The following is a 16,335-nucleotide window of genomic DNA, read 5'->3' as shown; positions in this document are numbered from 1 at the left end:
AGTAGAAGCAATAAATATGGATCATTTTAATCAGTTGTTCTGAATGATTCTTATTACGATTTACTGGGGCGGGGCAAATGAAAAAAGCGGGAACGGGGCAAAAGCTGAATCGATCGATTTTTCGATTTTCAACACTGGCATTTGCCATACATGCTGTGTCGATGGGTGGGCTTGTTGCGCTGCCTATGCAGCAGGCCTATGCAGAAACAGCCGGAGTCAAAAGCTATAACATTCCTGCGGGCCGTCTTGCTAACGTACTGAATCAGTTTGCCGAACAATCAGGCACTTCAATTGCAATGGATGCCCAGCAACTCCAAGGACTACACAGCCTAGGCTTAAAAGGTAACTTTGCAGTCGAACAAGGTTTTGAGCAGCTTTTAAAAGCAACCGAATTTAATGCTGTAAAAGTTGGGCAGGGTTACACACTCAGCAAAAAATCTACACCACGCGTCACTCCCGCTAAGGTTCAGGCCGCTAGTCTGCCGCCAAGTAGTACTGTAATTGAAGAAGATGCATCGGTACGACTCACGCCAATTGTGGTGTACGGCAAAGAAGACCGTGACACCGAAGGCTATAACAAAGTTTATGACGCAAACCGTTCTTCGGTTTATGCGGGCAAAGACTATGTTGAGCGATTTAAAGGAACCAACCCAGCCGATGTTTTACAAGGTATGGTGGGAGTCTATAGCGGCGATGCCCGTAACAGTGGCGCACTCGACCCAAGTGTACGTGGTGTGCAGGGTGTTGGTCGTGTGCCTTTAACCATTGATGGCACTGAACAGTCGATTGCGGTGTGGCGTGGCTACAACGGGGTAAACAACCGAAACTATATCGACCCCAATCTCATTGCGGGCATTGAAGTCATTAAAGGCCCATCTTTAGAGCGCAATACCACGACTTCTGTTGGCGGTGGTGTAGTCGTTAAAACGCTAGAGGCCGATGACATTGTTCGTCCGGGTAAGTCTTTTGGTGCTGACTTAAAAGTAGAAGGCTCAACCAACTCAATCGATCCGTCTTTGCCAGACATGAGTAAAGTAGGCCAAAACTACGATAACACCACGCCTTGGATCGACATGAACGGGGCGAAATATGACCCCGATATTTATAAAAAGAACCGTACCAGAAGTGATAACTCTGATTTTTCGGGTGATGACTTGGCGGGCCGACTGGCAATTGCCACCAAGCAAGATAAATTCGATTTACTGGCTGTCTATGCAGTACGTGAACGCGGCAATTATTTTTCAGGGACACATGGCGCGGACTACTATAAACGAGCGACACCGGACAGTAGTCTCGATTTTATTCCTTACTTTGCCTATGCCTATCAACCGGGTGATGAAGTTCCCAACACTTCAAGTCATATGGAGTCGTGGTTATTAAAAGGGACCTATCGCCCAACTGATAGCCAGACTCTTAAACTGACTTACCGAGATACCAAAAATATTTTTGGTGAAATTATGCCATCTCGAATTGTTTGGGGCATTACGCCTGACTTGGGTGTTCCGCAGTGGCCCTTAAGCAATATTCACTCTAAAGCTTATAGCCTCGAATATAAGTTTAAGCCTGAGAATAATCGCTGGATTGATTTTTATGCCAACATTTGGCAAACCGACACCGAAAGCCAGACCTACACACGTGGTGGATGGCCAACCACAATCGATTTTCGAGATAACACGATTATTAACACGGCGATAAGCCATTCTGACAATACGCGTAAAGGCATTACGGTCAGTAATAAAACCCGTTTATTAGACCAGCTTGATTTGACGCTCGGTGGAAGTTTCTTAAAAGAAAAGCTGACGTCCGACGATATATATGGCGAATTTGGCCCAAGTTATTCGCTCTATCAGGCACTGCCACGAGCAGGGCGCCGTGAGGAAAAAACGTTCGACTTTAACTTTAATTATAGACCGCTGTCTTGGTTAAGTTTTGATGCGGGCATGCGTTATCGTTCATATTGGGCTTTTGATGACTTTTTAAATAAGTCTTTGCAGAGCGAGATTGACCCGAGTTTAAATCCGCTGTTTACCAAAAAAAGTAGGCTTAAAGAATATACCTTTGAATATCAGACCATGCCTGAGAGTTACACCTCGACTCAGCAGCGTTTAATCAATGTTTTAAAACAGCGCTATGCCACAAAAAATCCTGATTGGGATGGGCAGCTCGACACTGTGCCTGCATCAGAGAGCACGTTGTATAACATGATCTGGTCACAGAAAAATACGCTGAGCTGGAAAGCAGATGCGAATGGGCAATTGTCGCTTGCCGATAACCCTTTAAACCAGCTCAATGCCTCTGGCCAAAAGTACGTCGTAACTGGTGGGAACTTTATGTCAGTGGTAGACCAAGTTCCGGTTGAGTCTGCCGACAAAATTAAAGATAGCGGCTGGGCACCGCAATTAGGTGCCTCAATTCACCTCACGCCAAACAGCAGAATCTATGCACGCTATGCAGAGGAATATCGCTTACCAAGTTTGTTTGAAAGCACTGTCGGTTTTTCTGCCATGTTGCCATATCAAGCGATCAAACCTGAACACGCTTTTAACTACGAAGTGGGTTATGTCTATGACATGCGTGATTGGTTCAGCACAGCGCGCAATGCCGACATTAAGCTCGCCTATTACTACAACAAAACCAAAAATGTGATTGAGCGTGATCAAAACCTTATTTTTACCAATATGGATGAGCAAAAGCTGTCAGGTCTAGAGTTACAAAGCCGTTTTGATAATGGCGGTTTTTTCACAGACTTGAGCGTTGCCTATAACTTAAAAAATGAAGTGTGTGACACCAATAGTGCCATTAACAAAATGATTTTAGGCGGCACGGTTCAAACCGAGCAGGGCCTTGAGTTCCGTGAACCGTATCAGCGTTGTGTTGATGATGGTTTCCCAAATGGCTACTTAGTGACAATGGCTACACCTGAACTCAGTTTCCACGGTTTGCTTGGTGCACGCTTTTTTGATGAAAAGTTAGAACTCGGTGCACGTGCCACATTCTATAAAGCTTATGAAAGCCCATTACGTAAAAACAATGATGCTAGTGTCAATAAAGGCTATTACCTCAATGTGCCTTTGGCTTGGGATGACACGTGGATTTTTGATGCCTATGCGCGTTATCAGGTCGATAACTACAACACGGTTGAGTTTGTCGGCAGTAATCTTTCTAACCAGTTTTATATCGATCCTTTAACCCGTAGTGCCATGGCCGCACCAGGCCGAACGATGAAAATCAGTTGGACCACCAAATTTTAAACAGAATTTGATTCCCTCTACACATACATAAAAGGGGAGTCAGGTAACGGTAAATAATAAGATTGAATGATTATTATTTACAAAAAAACTGAGTAGGTTTGCAGCTGTGCCTACTCAATAAACTAAAAATAGCGAAATCGTTATTTTAAATTAAACAATAACTTAGTTTTAAAAAAGATGGAGTAACAACAAATGAAAATCTCTCAATTGTTCTTGGGTCTCGTTGCTTGTTCAACTGCATTTGCTTATGCAGGTATTGATGGTATTTCGAGTAATGAAAGTAACATCAAAATCGGTGCTGCTGCCAATGCAAGCCATCCGGGTGGTGTAGCAGCGGTGTCGGTTCAAGCTGCGGGTGCACCATATAACGCTTTTACAGGTTTTAGTTCGTTAAAAGGTTTGGCTCAGGCTTTTGCTGCTCAGGGAACGAGTAATACCAATGTAACGGTTGGCAGCAAAACCTTTAATATTTCGCATATTCCAGTGTCTGCAATGCCACCTTCACACAGTGCATTAGGTAATTTTAACTTTGGTCAGGTGGGCACACAGGAAGTCTATTTTGGTGAATGGTGGAAAGCGGGCGACACGCCAGCAAGCGCGAGCCATACCGTTTACTACGCGGGTGATAACACCAATACCACGGTTCCAACCGCAGGTACTGCAACTTATACCGTTGCAGGGATTAATGGTTCTGGAAGCAATCTGTTAAGTGGTACGTTCACGGCAAATTATGGCGCGGGTACACTTGAAGGAACGCTTACTGGAACAGGTACGGCTGTTTCATCATTAAGCCTAGATGGTGTGGCATTTAACCCGGGTACTGCTGCGTTTGCAGGTTTGGCAACGGCTAACGGTACGGCTGGTGTCGACAACTCTGGTGTGGTGCAAGGTCAATTCTTTGGTGCAAATGCTTCGGCTTTAGCGGGTATTGCCCAGTTTGATAACGTGTCTTACAACACTGCATTTGGCGGTGCTAAAAATTAATGAATGCAAAAGGAATCTACATACGTAGGTTCCTTTTGTTTTTTTGGCTTTTGCTTGGTTGCTTCAGGTTTATTGTTTTATGAAACGAACGCTTTTGTGCTGTCTAACATTGTTGAGTTGTCCATTTTTATATGCCGACGAAGACACACAGCTTCGTCTCAATCAAAGCTTAGACCAAACACTTTTACAAGAACAGCGACAGTTTCACGAACAGGGAACCATTCGTAGTAGCGAGCAATTACCTAAACTTCAAATTAATGGACAAGAATACAGTGTTGAGCAAAACCCGAATGATCTTGCCAAGGCGTTATATTTGGCTGTCATGCAAAAACAGTGGCTCAAAACCGCGGTTTATTTAGAACATTATAAGAAATATGTTGGCTATGATCGGGCTTTAACCGACTTTGCCGAAGGGGCAGTTGCACGTTCTCAGGGGCAACTGAAATTGGCTGAACAAAAATTTCAAAGCAGCCTAAAACAACAACCTCATAATTTAATTTGTGAACTTGAGTTAGCGCGCGTGCTGTTTGAACAACAGAAGAATAAGGAAGCAGCACGCCTTTTTATTTCCATTCAAGACCAACTGAAACAAAGTGATCCTGCTGTAATTCCGTCTGGAGTTTTAACAACAGTGAATACCTTTGTTCAAGCACTAAAAAAACGAGACTCTTGGCAAGGCTCGGTTTCAGCGGGTTATACCTATGTCAGTAATTTAAATAGTTCGTCTGAACAAAGCAAAACATGGACGCTTTATGGCAAAGATAGTAAAGGTAATATTATCCCAATTGAGCAAGTTACCCGTGGGACGCCTAAAGCTGAGTCGGCAATGGGTTTAGATTACGAAGCCAGTCTGATTAAACGCTATGCGATTAAGGGGCATCATGGCGTGGCTTTACGTGCGCTGGCGTTTGGACAATCCTATAACGACCACGCGGCATTTAATGAATCTACCGTTAACATTAATGCAGGCTACAGCTACTTTGACTTAAAAAATCAAATTGGGGTGAGTCCGCTATTTGAACATAAACGTTATGGCAATGATGGTCTTTACAATGCATGGGGTGCGCGTGCCGAGTGGATGCATTTTATCTCGGCAGATAAAGCCTTCAAGCTTGAGGCTGAGAGTAAAGATTTAAATTATCAGAAATATAAAACCCTAGATGGGGTAGAAAGCTCAGTTTTTGCTACTTTCTGGAAGATTTTTCCAGACCAGTGGACCGTTTTTAGTGGTTTAGACGTAGTCGACCATTCGACCCAAGAAAAATATATGGCTGCCTACCAACAGCAAGGTGTGCGGTTGGGCTTAAGCAAATCTTGGAGTGCTGGTTTTAACACTACTTTATTGAGTTCTTACCGTTGGCGTCAGTTTGATAAATACGCAGAAACTTTCTTAGCTCGTCGTCATGATTTTGAACAGAATTATACCTTTGTCGTGCAAATGCCGCGCTTTGAGTTTTATGGCATGACACCCAATTTAACCTATCGCTATAACCATAATAAAAGCAATGTCGATTGGCTGTATTCCTACGATAAACACAACATTAGCCTCAAGCTTGAGCATCGTTTTTAGGGAATAAGTCATGAAATCAAAATCTTTATTCCCTACACATAAGCCGATGGTTATATTGCCTTTACCACAAGGGCCGAAGCATTTTTATAAGTGTTTAACCGTAATCGTGGTGATAGGTCTGCATGTGTTTGTTGTCTGGATGCTGAGTCATTTAATTGAACCTTATACTTTTCAAGCAACACCCAAAGTAGATGCATTAAAAGTAAGTTTTGTGTCATTGGCGCCTGCTAAAAAGCCATCGGCTGAAAAGATCGAAAGCCAACCTAAAAAAAGTGTAACGCCTCAATCTACATTAAACAGTTCGGTATCTCATGCGCCCGATCAGCCAAAAAACTCGCCTACCAATGTTCAAACATTAGCGTCAAAAACTGCCTCTAAAGAGGTCTTGCAAAATAATTTAAATGACAAACAGCAAGCACAACCAAAAACGACTTTAAACAATTTAGCTTTGTCTCAAACAGCGCAGCCTACAGAAAGGCGAGCGGCTCATAACGATAAAAAACTGAGTTCGACAGACCTTGAACAAACGCAAACTGAGCATTTGCCACAAAACACCAATAGCGAAACAAAAAGTGGCGGCGTCAAAACACCCGCAATGCAACAAGAGTATTCCAAAGCACCGAGCACTCAAGTTGAACACGATGACGTTGTTCAGGTGAGTAGTGTGGATGTGCTGAGTTTTGGCGGGCTTGACTATGATGACCGCGAGTTAAAACAACAAAATCGTTTGGTTGAGCTTCGTATTCGCATTAATGAAAAAGGGCAGCCAATCAACATTCAATTACGTCAAAGTTCGGGCATTCAAAGCCTTGATGAACGGGTCATGCAAGCTGCACGTAAATCCAGATTTAAACCCCACAAAATTAACGGTCGAGCCGTGACCATTGTTGTGGATTTTCCAGTCCAACTCAAACTCAATCGGGGCCGTTAACCGATGAGCGATATCCATTTTGCAGGAGAAAGATGATGAACTCATCTACAGACCAAATCATTAGCAACAGCTTGTCTTTACGTTTGAAACAAGAAACTGCTGCTGAACATGAACGTATGCATCAATTAATGTCAGAGGCAAAGGTATTTTCAAGTAAAGAAAAATACGCGCAATTTACGTTGTCTCAATATTACTTTCAGCGTGAAATTGAACATCTTTTTGAAAAAGAGGGGGTGGCAGGACTGATTCCAGACCTCGACATTCGTGGCCGCTCAAAACAAGCACTTGCTGATTTAAATGATTTGGATATTCAACCTAACGAACAGCAGTTACAGAGTGAAAACGTACAGCTACCCGAAGCTTTAGGCTGGATTTATGTATCTGAGGGTTCAACTTTAGGGGCTGCATTTTTATTTAAAGAAGCTCAAAAGCATTTGGGTTTTTCTGAAACGTTTGCTGCCCGTAATTTAGCGGCCTATCCCGAAGGGCGCGCTAAAGTCTGGAAACGTTTTGTACAAGCACTTGATGAAACAGGCTTTGACCAAACCCAGCAAGACCGTGTCGTTCAAGGGGCGTTAGATGCTTTTGGATATTTTGGTCAAGCGCTTGATCAGCTTGATGAATTGAAATAATAAAAAGTGGATAAAGGGAATACCCGATATGGACAAACTCAATCAAGTAAATGTGATCGTAAAACATGAGCAGTCGTTAGCACCCGCTCAACCAGTCAGTAAGCTTGCCCGTTCTGTTTGGGCGCGTTGGGTGTTTATTGGTTTGGCTTGGTTGTGTATTGCGCTGGGCATATTGGGTATTTTTATTCCAGGTTTACCTACCGTTGATTTTATAATTTTAGCGGTTTTCTTTGCGGCTCGAGGCTCTGAAAAACTTCATCAATGGTTTCGAAATCATCGTTATATCGGTCCACTCATTCGCGAGTGGCAAGACCATCGGCGTATTCCTAAAAAAGCAAAATACATCTCGACGTTGAGTATGAGTTTGGCTGCGGGACTGATGATTTGGACTATTCCACATCCGTGGTTTGTCTATCCGGCAATTTTATGTATGGCAGGGGTATTAGTGTGGATGTGGCTTAAAAAATAAAAGAATTATGATCTGCACTGTTGCATGGTGCGCATCATGGTTTTCACAAAATCACGCGGTACCTCAGGGCTCTGTAGACTTAAATTTCCAAGTTTATGCATGAGTTTAGGGGAATATTGACGCTCTAAACGATGATAAATACACAGACAGGTTGAACGGCTGTGTCCAGCTGCGATGCATTTTGAGTAAAAATCACGGTGTGCATTACTTTTATAGCCAGCAGAGGCAATCGATACAAATAATAATCCACCTAGAAAAACTGAAAAATTATAAAGTGACATATATCTACTCTTGGTTGTTGTTTTTCATTATCCATATCTTGGCATAACTTTTTCAGGTTCAAAACCAATTGATATCAACTTGCGGCTTCATCATAGTTATAACAGTTTTAGAGGTCAAATTGATTTGAAGTTGAGAACCGTTTATTGTTTTAAAAACACTCAATTTTAATTGTTGCCATTTTAAAGACAGTGTTGCGACATTACGCACCCTATTTTTTTACATCGCTTTTTGCTTTCATAAACACTTTAATATTACTCATTTTTAAATCATTTATATACAACTTACTTGTTTTAAAACTCTAATTTAACAGGATATTTTATATGGCAGATACCCCAATTCAAAAAGAGACAGAAAGTACCTGGGCAATATGTCGAGATCCTGTTTTGTTGACCATGGTGGGTGGGGCAATTGATACCATTGGTTTTATTGCGCTGTTTGGTTTTTTTACCGCGCATGTTACGGGAAACTTAGTATTGGCAGGTGCTGCATGGGTTAAAGGCGGCGCTGGCATATGGATTAAGCTTGCTGCTATTCCGCTATTTATTTTGACGGTGGTGATCACGAAACTGTTAATTGACCGTAGTCAGATTAAGCACAAAACACTGTCTTATTTATTTTTATTTGAAGCTATTTTTCTATGTGCCTTTATGGTTGCAGGACTTTACTTTGAGCCATTTAAAAATCCAGATGCATTAACAGTTGCAGTAACAGGCGGGTTGGGTTTAATTGCTTTGGCTATTCGTAATACTTCCAGCAAAACCCTCATTAAAAATATTAGCCCAAGCACCATGATGACAGGTAACACTACCCAGCTTGGTATTGATATTGCCAACTTACTTAAAAACAATAATGCAGCCAATCGGGCAAGTTTTCTAAAAAGTGCCAGTATTGTGATTGGGTTTGTAATTGGTGCTTTCTTGGGAGCGATACTTTATGTCTATTTTGACTTCTGGAGTGTAGCGCCATTTATCTTACCCATTTTGTATTTTTCTTATTTAGCTTCACAGCAAAAGTTTAACCAAGCTTGATTAGAAAAAATAATAAATTAGCCTGAATTAAAATGAGTTCAGGCTTTTTTTTGCAATAAAGGAAAATGGAAGCTGAGCCGAAATTGTTCGTTCACTGCTTTACAGGCATAATGACCAGATGGGGAATACATTCGATTAAGGAATGCACAATGACAAAGTCTTATCATTATTCAATCATAACAATAATGGCTTTGCTCAGTGGCTGTCAGGTCATTAATTTAAAAGAAAGTAATTTAAGCAATGCTTTAAAAAGTAAGAATGAAAGTATTCTGACTGACGGCACCTTAAGTCATCAAACTCAAAACTTGCTGTATTTAGTTAAAAAAGACGAAAAATCTTGTCTGCAAAATTTTGATGATTGTTTAAATAAAATTCAAAGCTTATCTGAAAATAGTAGCCGAGAAGAACGCTATGCTGCGCTCAGTGAAATTTATTTGGCAAAAGCTTTAGACGTCGGACGTAATAGCCAATGTAATGTCATTAATAAAAGTAATAGTTGCCTTGAGCAAGAGTTGGCGCTGTTTGATAAAAGCTTGCGCTATAGTTATGTCTATTTATTTGACTCTGAAGAGTCGCCATTCGATCGGGTATTTGACCATCGTCAAAATCAGGTGCGTATTTTTTATAACGTGGCTTTGTCGAAGCTCATGACCACGTATTTTAATCATTTAAATACGCATCGTTTTCCACCACTGCTTAAAGCAGATGGTCATGAGTACCACGTCAATTTTGACCATGCTGTAGATGTACAAAAAATTGAAGTCGATACTTTTCGTTCAAGCTATAACATGAACTTTTCTGGCTTTAATACTGTTAACCGTAAGGATGGTTTAGGGGCAGAGTTTATTGTCGGGCGTAAAGAAAATGATGTAAATCACGGCTTCATTTTAGACCCCGATGCTTTTTACGCTCACCAGAATAATCCGAACATCCATTTACCACGCTTCTTTCCAGTCACTGCTATTGCTTACCCAAAACAAAAAGCTACAGCAGATCAGGTCATTGCTGGAGCAGATTTAGAAATTGCGATGTTTGATCCATATCGACAAGACCGTGTAAAGGTTGAAGGTGTGGACTATCCGCTTACTGCAAACTATTCGGCGCCTTATGGGCTTTGGTTGTCAAAATATAATTTAGGTGCAGCAGGTTATTGGTCCTTAATTAATAAAGAAACCAATTTGATCATGCCGCATTTATATATGCTGGAACCCTTTAACCCGAATAAGAAAATCATTGTATTTATTCATGGCTTGGCAAGTAGCCCAGAGGCGTGGGTGAGCCTAACCAATGATATTATGGGCGATGCCGAATTGAGGAATAACTATCAAGTCTGGCAGGTGTTTTATTCAACCAATATGCCGATTTTTGAAAGTCGTTTTCAGATTTATTCTTTGCTGAATCAGGCTTTTCAAAATGTTGCTAAAGACAGCTATGCTGCACACGATGCAGTGCTGGTTGGACATAGTATGGGTGGAGTGATTAGTCGCCTCTTAGTAAGCGATGCCGATGTTTCAGATCAAGCCATGCAAAAAATGAATGAAGCCCAGCTAAACCGTTTAAAAGAAAATCCGGTGGTGCTAGAGCGTTTTCAATTCAAAGCTTTGCCTTATTTTAAGCGGGTTGTTTTTGTTTCGGCACCGCATCATGGTACTGACTATGCTGATAGATGGTTTACCCAAATTGCCCGCCGTATTATTCGTTTGCCCGCTGACTTTTTTATTGCAGTTGAAATGAGAGATGAGAAAAATACGAAACTCAGAAAAGGTTTAATTGAAAACGGGGCGAGTAATTTAAGTCGTTCTTCTAGCTTTATGCAGCTTACGCAAGCCATTCAGCCATCGTCCAATGTGGTCTATCACTCGATTATGGGGAACATAAATGGCACGACTGATAAGTTAAAAAGCAGTGATGGGATCGTGCCGTATCAAAGTTCACATTTAGATGGTGAACAGTCGGAACTCATTATTAAGGGCGGGCATTCGATTCAAACTACCCCAGAAGCGATTTTAGAATTACGCCGTATTTTACGGTTGCATTTAAAGCAGTCACAGCCTTCAAAATAGAATTTTTTGTTTTTAGAAAACCACTGCTGAAATGATTCAACAGTGGTTGAAATGATTAATTAAGCTGATTTTGTTTGAGCGATTTTTTATGCTCAAAATAGCTGATTGAAAAAATAATCAAGCCGACCAAATACAACACTACAGACAGGAGTAATAAATCTAATCCTGCTGCATAGAGCAACCAAAGTGCATAAATTGAAGCGACACTTGCAATGGCAATATGCGGCGTGCGTTTATGGCGAATGGATTCTTTAAGATAAAAAGCCGACACCAGAAAATAAGGCAGCAAAATCATCACCGATGAAATTAATAAAAGCTGAGTGTAATTTTTATTGAAAAAATACACCGCAATCAATGCACCTTGCACGACAATGGTGGTCAGCCAAAGTGATGAAATGGGTACATTATTTTGATTATTCTTTAAAAATAATTTCGGGAATGCACCATTTTTTGCAGCTAAATATGGAATTTCAGTGGCGAATAACGTCCAGCTTAAATAAGACGAAGAAACTGAAATAATAAGCCCGATGGTAATAACAATCGTGCCCGGTAAACCGATCAGTTGCTGCAAAATGGTTGCCATTGATGGGTTGTGCATGCCAGCAAGCGCCTCACGACTTACCACGCCATAAGCCAATACTGTGACCATGACATAAAAACTTAATGCCAGTAACACACCTAAAATGGTCGCTTTACCAATGTCATGACGTTTTTTCGCACGCGATGATAAAACCACAGCACCTTCAATACCGGTAAATACCCAAAGGGTAATGAGCATCAGGTCTTTTACTTGCTGCCAAAGCGGAACTTTTAAAGAGAAGTCATTTAAGTTGAGTTTGAACAAATCAAATTTAAAGGCAATAAAGGTAAAGAAGATAAAAACCACCATTGGAATGATTTTGGCAATGGTTGCCAGTAAATTCACAATCGCAGCTTCTTTAATGCCTCGACTCACTAACCAGTGCACCAGCCATACAAAAATGCTTGAGCCAATCAGAGAGTAGAGCGTATTGCCTTCACCAAAAATAATATGGTCTTTGCTATCGGTAAACATGCCGACGCCTGAAAAGGCAATCACTACATAGCCGACAATACCAATGGTGGTACATAACCAATAGCCCCAAGCCGAGCAAAACCCGATTAGGTCTCCAAAACCTTCCCGTGCATAGTTATAAATACCGCCGTCAAGGTCTGGTCGTTGACGCGTTAAATGCAATAGCGTGAGAGCCAAGAAAATAATGCCGACCCCAGTAATGAGCCATGCAACAAGAAGGGCAGAGCCATTAGCGACTTGAGCCATATTTTGGGGGAGGCTAAATACGCCTGACCCCACCATAGAACTAAAGACCAACGCTGTAAGAGACAATAGTCCAATTTTGGCAGCAGACATGGTATTTATTCTTTAAAAAATTGAGAAAGTTCAGCAATGTGTTCTGGACCAATACCACAACAACCGCCGACTAGACTTGCACCTGCTTTTTGCCATTGTTTAGCAAAACCAAGATAAGCTGGAGCATCTAAGTCTTTACGAATTTCATCCAGACCATCGTTGGCAGTAGCGCTTTCATCTTGCGGTGGAAAAGCATTGGCATAGGCACCAATCTGCACCGATTCTGGAATAAGTCCTTTAATTTGATTAATTGCTTGCAAGATCACTTCAGGTTGGCAGCAGTTAAACAACACTGCTTTGGCATTTGATTGTTTGATGAAATCAGCCACTTGTTGCATGTTTTCGCCAGAACGAAGTAGCGCTTGTTCTTGTTTAATTTCATCTTGCAGCGTAAACGATACCCAATAGTCTTTACCATCTTTTGGTAATAGCGCATGAACTGTTTCGACTTCTTTTAAGCACGATTGAGTTTCAGCGAGCCAAAAATCAACCTCAGGTGCCAAGGTGTTAATGATTGGCTCAGCAAGGCTTTTAGCTTGTTCAGGTTGGAACAAGTCTGCACGATAAGAGCCAAATAACGGCGGTAAGCAGCCTGCGATTTTGACATTTTTGCCGCTTTCTTTAACTGCATTTTTTGCTTGTTCGATAGCAACTTGAATTAAACGCACGCCGTCAGTTTCAAAGCGTTCTTGTCCAATATGAAAGGGCACAACAGCGTAGTTATTAGTTGTAATAACTTCTGAACCTGCGTTAATAAAATCGAGATGTACTTCTTTTACTGTTTCTGGTGCTTCAATGAGTGCAAGTGCAGACCACTCTGGTTGACGAAACGGAGCGCCACGACGGGCCAATTCACGGCCTAAACCGCCATCTAAAATCTTCATAAATTACAACATAAAGGGAGAAAAAATATTTGATTAATCTAGCGTGTAGATGAGCCGTGTACAATCGCGAATATGCTCGATATATTTCTAAATAAATTAGATTGTTATGAATATTTTTTCTTAAAAGGATTTCTGTAGATGATGTTCAGTTTTACTGATGAACTTCATGTGAAAAAGAGTATGTATTTATTTGAAAATATAGAATAAAAAAAATCTTATAGAGCACCAAATTGCTGCCAGCTTTCGCCTGTGTGCTGGGTTTGATAATAGGCTTGAAGTTGTTCAAGCTGGGTAAAGTGTATGCTACACCAAATCAATAAACTGATTAATAATAAAAGTTTACATAAGCTGCGAGTCTTGTTCTGAGAAATAAAAGCAAGCACAGCAAAAAACAGCGCAGGTAAAAATATAAAGAGCTGAATAGGCGAGAAAAATAAATGAGCAGTACTGAAATATAACGCCGCTACACTCATCAGTACATTTAAAACCGAGCATAGCTTTTGATATTTAGCGAGCTTAAATGTATAAGCCGTTATAGCAAGTAACACTGCTGAGCTGACATAAATGGCTGTACCACCAATCATCCACATATAAAAACCGCTTACCAAAAGATAAGCCAGTAGCAAAACAAGCACGAGCTTAAAACAAAATGACAAGAGGCGAGGTGATGAGTTTAAAGGCGTCATAGCAAATCTAAATATCTCAAGTGAGGGCTTAAAAAACAAAAGGACGAATCGAAATTCATCCTTTTGATATTTTATTTATACATCGTCAAACTTAGTTTGCTTTTGCAACTGGGGCAGCAGCAGTTTCATCGTTTGCAGCTTTGAACGGAGATGTATAGTTCAAGCCAAGCGTAGAACTTGTGTACTGACGAACTTTGTCGAGTAACACAGGGTCTTTGCTTAAGTCTTGTTTGTAAGACACTACAATTTCATGAAGCTTCTGATTCCACTTACCTTCAGTTTGCTGAGGGAACGCTTTTTCAAGTAAGTTAAGCATGATGTATGGAGAAGTTGAAGCACCCGGAGACGCACCTAACAATGCAGTTACAGCACCATCTTTAGACGCAAAGATTTCTGTACCGAATTGAAGCGTTGCTGGTTTACCCGGCTCTTTTTTGATGATCTGAACACGTTGACCACCTTGGCTTAAACGCCAGTCTTCAGCTTTCGCATCTGGGTAGTATTTACGAAGTTCATTTAGACGATCTTCATCTGACATCATGACTTGGCTCACCAAGTATTTAACAAGATCAAGGTTTTCCAAGCCAACAGTGGTCATTGGTAAAACGTTGTTTTTGTTTGTTGATGCAAGTAAATCAAGCTGAGAACCATTTTTCAGGAACTTGTTTGAATATGTTGCAAATGGTCCAAACAATACATATTTTTTACCGTCGATATAACGTGTATCAATATGTGGTACAGACATTGGAGGCGCACCAAGTTCAGCACGGCCATAAACTTTTGCTGTGTGTTGAGCAGTAATTGCTGGGTTATCAGTAATTAAGAACTCACCACCAACAGGGAAGCCAGCATATTGTTTCGCTTCTGGTAAACCAGTAAGTTGCAATAATTTAACTGCTGCACCACCTGCACCGATAAATACAAAACGTGTTTTAACGTGATCTACTTTACCAGTTTTCAAATTTTTGAAAGACACAGTCCAAGTTTTGTCATCATTTTGGCTGATGCCAGTCACTTCGGTTGAAGTCTGTAATTTGAAGTTTGGGTTTTGATCTAAACGATTCACTAATTGTTTAGTGATAGAACCATAGTTTACGTCAGAGCCAACATCCATACGGGTTGCTGCAACTTTTTGACTAGGGTCACGATCATTCATGACTAAAGGTGCCCATTGTTTAATCACAGCTGGGTCTTCAGTAAATTTCATGCCTTTGAACAGCGGGCTTTGAATCATGGCAGCATAACGTTTTTCTAGGAATTTAACGTTATCGCCCCAAACGAAAGCAATGTGCGGAACTGGGTTAATGAATGATTTAGGTTCAGCTAAAACACCTTGTTTTACCTGATATGACCAGAACTGTTTTGCTACTTCAAATTGAGAAGCAACTTTTTCAGCTTTGACAATTTCCATCTTACCGTTTTTTTCTTCGGTATAGTTCATTTCCATAAAGCCAGAGTGGCCTGTTCCGGCATTGTTAAAGCCGTTTGAACTTTCTTGAGCAACTTGGTCAAGACGTTCATACATACGAATTTGCCAGTTTGGTTCAAGCTCAGTTAAATAAGTACCAAGAGTGGCACTCATGATGCCGCCGCCAACAAGAACAGCATCAACAACTGGCTCATCTTTTGCAGTTTCGACTTGTTTTGACGCAGTTGGTCTAAACAAGAAAACAATACCTGCAATTAAAATAAGAATGATTAATACCAGAAGGTATTTCAAAAACTTTTTCATGTAAGGGGGACCTTAAAATAAGTTATTTGAGTCACTTAAGGAGTGAGGAAACCTAGACAGCGTATCCAGACAAAATGGATATAAATGCGAAACTGAATTCTCAAAATTAGAGAACTTCGAAAAAAATAAAAAATACTTGGGATTATCGCAAACACTCTATATTTTAGACTAATTTTGCATTGACAAGACAATTTTTATAATAAATGGGGTTCATCAAAATCATAAATATGATTTATATTTAATCAAATTGAGCTTTTAAAAGTTAGTTTAAGTTAATTGTTTTATTTTAAGTATTTGAAATTAAAATAATAATATTAATTTGGTTAAAGTTGGATCATTTGAAAAATATTTGCCTATAAAAATAGATTAATTTTTATTTCATCACATATTTATGTAAATAAGCTCCTTACAAATGCTTATTTTCTGTCATACA

The 16,335-nt window shown here is 40.5% G+C and carries 13 protein-coding genes; 8 read left to right on the top strand and 5 right to left on the bottom strand.

Translation table 11 applies throughout. The annotated features are described in order from the left end of the window. The first annotated feature begins 77 nt into the window (after nt 1-77). The 6 genes from ODQ17_RS06045 (at nt 78) to ODQ17_RS06020 (ending at nt 7,837) form a co-directional block, all read left to right on the top strand. A complete protein-coding gene (locus ODQ17_RS06045) occupies nt 78-3,251 on the top strand; it encodes a TonB-dependent receptor domain-containing protein (protein ID WP_322902397.1) in 3,174 nt (1,057 codons plus the stop codon). A gap of 192 nt (nt 3,252-3,443) precedes the next feature. Further along, a complete protein-coding gene (locus ODQ17_RS06040) occupies nt 3,444-4,235 on the top strand; it encodes a Slam-dependent surface lipoprotein (RefSeq protein ID WP_002041986.1) in 792 nt (263 codons plus the stop codon). Between the two features lie 79 nt (nt 4,236-4,314). Further along, entirely contained in the window at nt 4,315-5,805 is a 1,491-nt protein-coding gene (locus tag ODQ17_RS06035; RefSeq protein WP_322902395.1) for a porin family protein, read from the top strand. A 10-nt stretch (nt 5,806-5,815) separates the two neighbouring features. Next, entirely contained in the window at nt 5,816-6,736 is a 921-nt protein-coding gene (locus ODQ17_RS06030) for an energy transducer TonB (RefSeq protein WP_322902393.1), read from the top strand. A gap of 32 nt (nt 6,737-6,768) precedes the next feature. Beyond that, on the top strand, nt 6,769-7,368 hold the full coding sequence (locus ODQ17_RS06025) for a biliverdin-producing heme oxygenase (protein ID WP_322902391.1): 600 nt from the start codon (nt 6,769-6,771) through the stop codon (nt 7,366-7,368). Between the two features lie 28 nt (nt 7,369-7,396). Next, nucleotides 7,397-7,837 carry a YbaN family protein gene (locus tag ODQ17_RS06020; protein ID WP_191000588.1) on the top strand — a complete coding sequence of 147 codons (441 nt, stop codon included), beginning with the start codon at nt 7,397-7,399 and terminating at the stop codon, nt 7,835-7,837. A gap of 5 nt (nt 7,838-7,842) precedes the next feature. Here the strand turns inward: ODQ17_RS06020 and ODQ17_RS06015 are convergent, their stop codons facing one another. Continuing rightward, nucleotides 7,843-8,118, bottom strand: a complete 276-nt coding sequence (locus tag ODQ17_RS06015; RefSeq protein ID WP_016138988.1) for a hypothetical protein — start codon at nt 8,116-8,118, stop codon at nt 7,843-7,845. A 321-nt stretch (nt 8,119-8,439) separates the two neighbouring features. Here ODQ17_RS06015 and ODQ17_RS06010 point away from each other — a divergent pair, with 321 nt between their 5' ends. After that, nucleotides 8,440-9,147 (top strand): YoaK family protein, encoded by a 708-nt coding sequence (locus ODQ17_RS06010; protein ID WP_005303224.1) that lies wholly within the window; start codon nt 8,440-8,442, stop codon nt 9,145-9,147. A gap of 149 nt (nt 9,148-9,296) precedes the next feature. Further along, entirely contained in the window at nt 9,297-11,210 is a 1,914-nt protein-coding gene (locus ODQ17_RS06005) for an esterase/lipase family protein (RefSeq protein WP_322902388.1), read from the top strand. A gap of 55 nt (nt 11,211-11,265) precedes the next feature. Here ODQ17_RS06005 and ODQ17_RS06000 read toward each other — a convergent pair whose 3' ends face one another. The 4 genes from ODQ17_RS06000 to mqo all read right to left on the bottom strand — a co-directional run bounded on the left by ODQ17_RS06000 (nt 11,266) and on the right by mqo (nt 15,902). Further along, entirely contained in the window at nt 11,266-12,600 is a 1,335-nt protein-coding gene (locus ODQ17_RS06000) for a basic amino acid/polyamine antiporter (RefSeq protein WP_107881073.1), read from the bottom strand. Between the two features lie 5 nt (nt 12,601-12,605). Continuing rightward, on the bottom strand, nt 12,606-13,484 hold the full coding sequence (locus ODQ17_RS05995; protein ID WP_322902386.1) for a homocysteine S-methyltransferase family protein: 879 nt from the start codon (nt 13,482-13,484) through the stop codon (nt 12,606-12,608). A 215-nt stretch (nt 13,485-13,699) separates the two neighbouring features. Continuing rightward, a complete protein-coding gene (locus ODQ17_RS05990) occupies nt 13,700-14,170 on the bottom strand; it encodes a hypothetical protein (protein ID WP_322902384.1) in 471 nt (156 codons plus the stop codon). 91 nt (nt 14,171-14,261) lie between these two features. Continuing rightward, complete coding sequence (gene mqo, locus ODQ17_RS05985; RefSeq protein ID WP_049837649.1) at nt 14,262-15,902, bottom strand: malate dehydrogenase (quinone); 1,641 nt, start codon at nt 15,900-15,902, stop codon at nt 14,262-14,264. Between the last annotated feature and the right edge of the window lie 433 nt (nt 15,903-16,335).

The organism is Acinetobacter sp. IRS14 (assembly GCF_034650275.1).
In the GTDB taxonomy this organism is placed as follows: domain Bacteria; phylum Pseudomonadota; class Gammaproteobacteria; order Pseudomonadales; family Moraxellaceae; genus Acinetobacter; species Acinetobacter oleivorans.
The sequence above is the reverse complement of the archived record's forward strand: the minus strand, read 5'-3'. Positions and strand labels throughout refer to the sequence as shown.

What these genes read in the sequence shown, in the direction of transcription:
- ODQ17_RS06010 (WP_005303224.1), top strand. Translation starts at nt 8,440, where the DNA reads ATGGCAGATACCCCAATTCAAAAAGAGACAGAAAGTACCTGGGCAATA.
- ODQ17_RS06035 (WP_322902395.1), top strand. Translation starts at nt 4,315, where the DNA reads ATGAAACGAACGCTTTTGTGCTGTCTAACATTGTTGAGTTGTCCATTT.
- ODQ17_RS05990 (WP_322902384.1), bottom strand. Translation starts at nt 14,170, where the DNA reads ATGACGCCTTTAAACTCATCACCTCGCCTCTTGTCATTTTGTTTTAAG.
- ODQ17_RS06025 (WP_322902391.1), top strand. Translation starts at nt 6,769, where the DNA reads ATGATGAACTCATCTACAGACCAAATCATTAGCAACAGCTTGTCTTTA.
- ODQ17_RS06015 (WP_016138988.1), bottom strand. Translation starts at nt 8,118, where the DNA reads ATGTCACTTTATAATTTTTCAGTTTTTCTAGGTGGATTATTATTTGTA.
- ODQ17_RS06045 (WP_322902397.1), top strand. Translation starts at nt 78, where the DNA reads ATGAAAAAAGCGGGAACGGGGCAAAAGCTGAATCGATCGATTTTTCGA.
- ODQ17_RS05995 (WP_322902386.1), bottom strand. Translation starts at nt 13,484, where the DNA reads ATGAAGATTTTAGATGGCGGTTTAGGCCGTGAATTGGCCCGTCGTGGC.
- ODQ17_RS06040 (WP_002041986.1), top strand. Translation starts at nt 3,444, where the DNA reads ATGAAAATCTCTCAATTGTTCTTGGGTCTCGTTGCTTGTTCAACTGCA.
- ODQ17_RS06030 (WP_322902393.1), top strand. Translation starts at nt 5,816, where the DNA reads ATGAAATCAAAATCTTTATTCCCTACACATAAGCCGATGGTTATATTG.
- mqo (WP_049837649.1), bottom strand. Translation starts at nt 15,902, where the DNA reads ATGAAAAAGTTTTTGAAATACCTTCTGGTATTAATCATTCTTATTTTA.
- ODQ17_RS06005 (WP_322902388.1), top strand. Translation starts at nt 9,297, where the DNA reads ATGACAAAGTCTTATCATTATTCAATCATAACAATAATGGCTTTGCTC.
- ODQ17_RS06000 (WP_107881073.1), bottom strand. Translation starts at nt 12,600, where the DNA reads ATGTCTGCTGCCAAAATTGGACTATTGTCTCTTACAGCGTTGGTCTTT.
- ODQ17_RS06020 (WP_191000588.1), top strand. Translation starts at nt 7,397, where the DNA reads ATGGACAAACTCAATCAAGTAAATGTGATCGTAAAACATGAGCAGTCG.